Below are 3,229 nucleotides of genomic sequence, written 5' to 3'. Positions count from 1 at the left end.
GAAGCCGTAAAGAAAAATCGGCAAAAGTATGGCGTCATGACCTTTGCGGACATTGCGCACTACCGGTTGCCACTGGCAGCCTATCTATCCATCCTGCACCGCATCAGCGGCGCAGCCCTGTTCCTGCTCCTGCCGTTCATCCTGTACCTGCTCGACAGAAGCCTCACCTCCGAGATCTCCTTCGAGTACCTCAAGGGCTTCACCTCCGGCTGGTTCGTCAAGCTCGTCATCCTCGGCCTGGTCTGGGCCTACCTGCACCATTTCTTCGCCGGCCTGCGCCACCTCGGCATGGATTTCCACATCGGCATCGACAAGGACAGCGGCAAGAAAAGCTCGATCGCCGTCTTCGTGCTCAGCCTGGTGCCCACCGCACTCGTGGCCCTGAAACTGTTCGGAGCGTTCTGATCATGGCAAACAACAATATCGGTCCCAAGCGCCTCGTCGTCGGCGCCCATTACGGCCTGCGCGACTGGATGGGCCAGCGCGTCACCGCCATCGTCATGGCGCTCTATACCGTCATCCTGCTGGTGGCCTTCCTGACCGGCAAGAACTTCTCCTATGAAGGCTGGGCCGGCCTGTTCTCGCACCAGTGGTTCAAGCTCGCCACCTTCGTGACCTTCGTTTCCCTGCTCTATCACGCCTGGGTCGGCATGCGCAACATCTGGATGGACTACGTCACCAAGTCGGTTGCCGCGCGTCTGGTCCTGCAAGTGGCCACACTGCTGTGGCTCGTCGGTTGTGCTGGTTGGGCAGCGCAGATTATCTGGAGAGTGTAAATCGTGGCAGCCATCAAACAATCCATTCCTACCCGTCGCTTCGACGCCGTCATCGTCGGCGCCGGCGGTTCCGGCATGCGCGCGTCGCTGCAGCTGGCCGAAGCCGGCCTCAACGTCGCCGTGCTGTCGAAAGTCTTCCCCACCCGCTCGCACACCGTGGCCGCCCAGGGCGGCATCGGCGCTTCGCTGGGCAACATGTCCGAGGACAACTGGTACTGGCACATGTTCGACACCGTCAAGGGCTCGGACTACCTGGGCGACCAGGACGCCATCGAGTTCATGTGCCGCGAGGCGCCCAAGGTGGTCTACGAGCTCGAGCACTTCGGCATGCCGTTCGACCGCAATCCCGACGGCACGATTTATCAGCGTCCGTTCGGCGGCCATACCGCCAACTTCGGCGAGAAGCCGGTGCAGCGCGCCTGCGCCGCGGCCGACCGTACCGGCCATGCGCTGCTGCACACGCTGTACCAGCGCAACGTGCGCGCCAAGACCCATTTCTTCGTCGAGTGGATGGCCATTGACCTGGTGCGCGACGCCGACGGCGACGTGCTGGGCGTAGTCGCCCTGGAAATGGAAACCGGCGACGTGATGATTCTCGAAGCCAAGACCACGCTGTTCGCCACCGGCGGCGCCGGCCGCATCTTCGCCGCCTCCACCAATGCCTTCATCAATACCGGCGACGGCATGGGCATGGCCGCACGGGCCGGCCTGCCGCTGCAGGACATGGAGTTCTGGCAATTCCACCCGACCGGCGTCTCCGGCGCCGGCGTGCTGATCACCGAAGGCGTGCGCGGCGAGGGCGGCATCCTCATCAACGCCAACGGCGAACGCTTCATGGAGCGCTATGCGCCGACGCTGAAGGACCTGGCGCCGCGCGACTTCGTATCGCGCTCGATGGACCAGGAGATCAAGGAAGGCCGTGGCTGCGGTCCCAACAAGGACCATGTGCTGCTGGACCTGCGCCATATCGGCGCCGACACCATCAAGAAGCGCCTGCCGTCGATTCTCGAGATCGGCCACAAGTTCGCCAACGTCGATGCCACCCGCGAGCCGATTCCGGTGGTGCCGACCATCCATTACCAGATGGGCGGCATTCCGACCAACATCCACGGCCAGGTGGTGGCGCCGAAGAACGGCGGCCAGGAAATCGTCAACGGCATGTACGCCATCGGCGAATGCGCGTGCGTGTCGGTGCATGGCGCCAACCGCCTCGGCACCAACTCGCTGCTGGACCTGCTGGTGTTCGGCCGCGCCGCCGGCAACCATATCGTCGCCTCGAACCTCAAGCAGAAGAGCCACAAGCCGCTGCCGGCCGATGCCGCCGAACTGGCGCTGTCGCGCCTGGCGCGCCTGGAAACCAGCACCGGTAGCGAGCGGGTGCAGGACGTGGCCAATGCGATCCGTTCGACCATGCAGCAGTACTGCGGCGTGTTCCGCACCGACGAGCTGCTGCAGACCGGCTTTGCGAAGATCATGGAACTCGACGAGCGGCGCAAGCATGTGTCGTTCAAGGACAAGTCCAAGGTGTTCAACACCGCGCGGGTGGAAGCGCTGGAACTGGACAATCTGATTGAAACCGCCAAGGCCACCATCACCTCGGCCACGGCGCGCAAGGAATCGCGCGGCGCGCATGCGCACCGTGATTACGAAAAGCGCGACGACGAGAACTGGATGAAGCATACGCTGTGGTTCTCCGAGGGCTGCCGGCTGGATTACAAGCCGGTCAACACCAAGCCGCTGACGGTGGAGACCTTCAAGCCGAAGGCACGTACTTTCTAAGGGTAGAACATGGCACGCACATTGAAATTCAAGATCTACCGTTACGATCCGGACAAGGACGCCAAGCCTTACATGCAGGATCTGACGGTGACGCTGCAGGACACCGACAAGATGCTGCTGGACGCGTTGCAGCGCATCAAGGCCGACGTGGACGACTCGCTGGCGCTGCGGCGCTCCTGCCGGGAAGGCGTCTGCGGCTCGGACGCGATGAACATCAACGGCAAGAACGGGCTGGCCTGCACCACCAACCTCAACGAGCTGACCGAGCCGATCGTGCTGCGTCCGCTGCCGGGGCTGCCGGTGATCCGCGACCTGATCGTGGACATGACGCAGTTCTTCAAGCAGTACCACTCGATCAAGCCGTACCTGATCAACGAGACGATTCCGCCGGAGAAGGAGCGTCTGCAGACGCCGGCGGAGCGGGAAGAGCTCGACGGGCTGTACGAGTGCATCCTGTGCGCATGCTGCTCGACGTCGTGTCCGTCGTTCTGGTGGAATCCGGACAAGTTCGTGGGACCGGCGGGTCTGCTGCAGGCATATCGTTTCATTGCCGACAGCCGCGACCAGGCGACCAGCGAGCGCCTCGACAACCTCGAGGACCCGTACCGCCTGTTCCGCTGCCATACCATCATGAACTGCGTGGATGTCTGTCCGAAGGGACTGAATCCGACGCG

The 3,229-nt window shown here is 63.1% G+C and carries 4 protein-coding genes; all 4 read left to right on the top strand.

The annotated features are described in order from the left end of the window. The coding region (gene sdhC, locus FH061_RS29940) for a succinate dehydrogenase, cytochrome b556 subunit (protein ID WP_404822534.1) at nucleotides 1-405 on the top strand (405 nt) is incomplete at its 5' end. Between the two features lie 2 nt (nucleotides 406-407). After that, nucleotides 408-776 (top strand): succinate dehydrogenase, hydrophobic membrane anchor protein, encoded by a 369-nt coding sequence (sdhD, locus tag FH061_RS29935; RefSeq protein ID WP_151639477.1) that lies wholly within the window; start codon nucleotides 408-410, stop codon nucleotides 774-776. Nucleotides 777-779: 3 nt separating this feature from the next. Beyond that, on the top strand, nucleotides 780-2,555 hold the full coding sequence (gene sdhA, locus FH061_RS29930; RefSeq protein ID WP_151639476.1) for a succinate dehydrogenase flavoprotein subunit: 1,776 nt from the start codon (nucleotides 780-782) through the stop codon (nucleotides 2,553-2,555). A 9-nt stretch (nucleotides 2,556-2,564) separates the two neighbouring features. Next, on the top strand, nucleotides 2,565-3,229 hold a 665-nt coding region (locus FH061_RS29925), incomplete at its 3' end, for a succinate dehydrogenase iron-sulfur subunit (protein WP_151639475.1).

Origin of the sequence: Noviherbaspirillum aerium, assembly GCF_008929045.1 — a bacterium.
Classification (GTDB): Bacteria; Pseudomonadota; Gammaproteobacteria; order Burkholderiales; family Burkholderiaceae_D; genus Noviherbaspirillum; species Noviherbaspirillum aerium.
The sequence above is the reverse complement of the archived record's forward strand: the minus strand, read 5'-3'. Positions and strand labels throughout refer to the sequence as shown.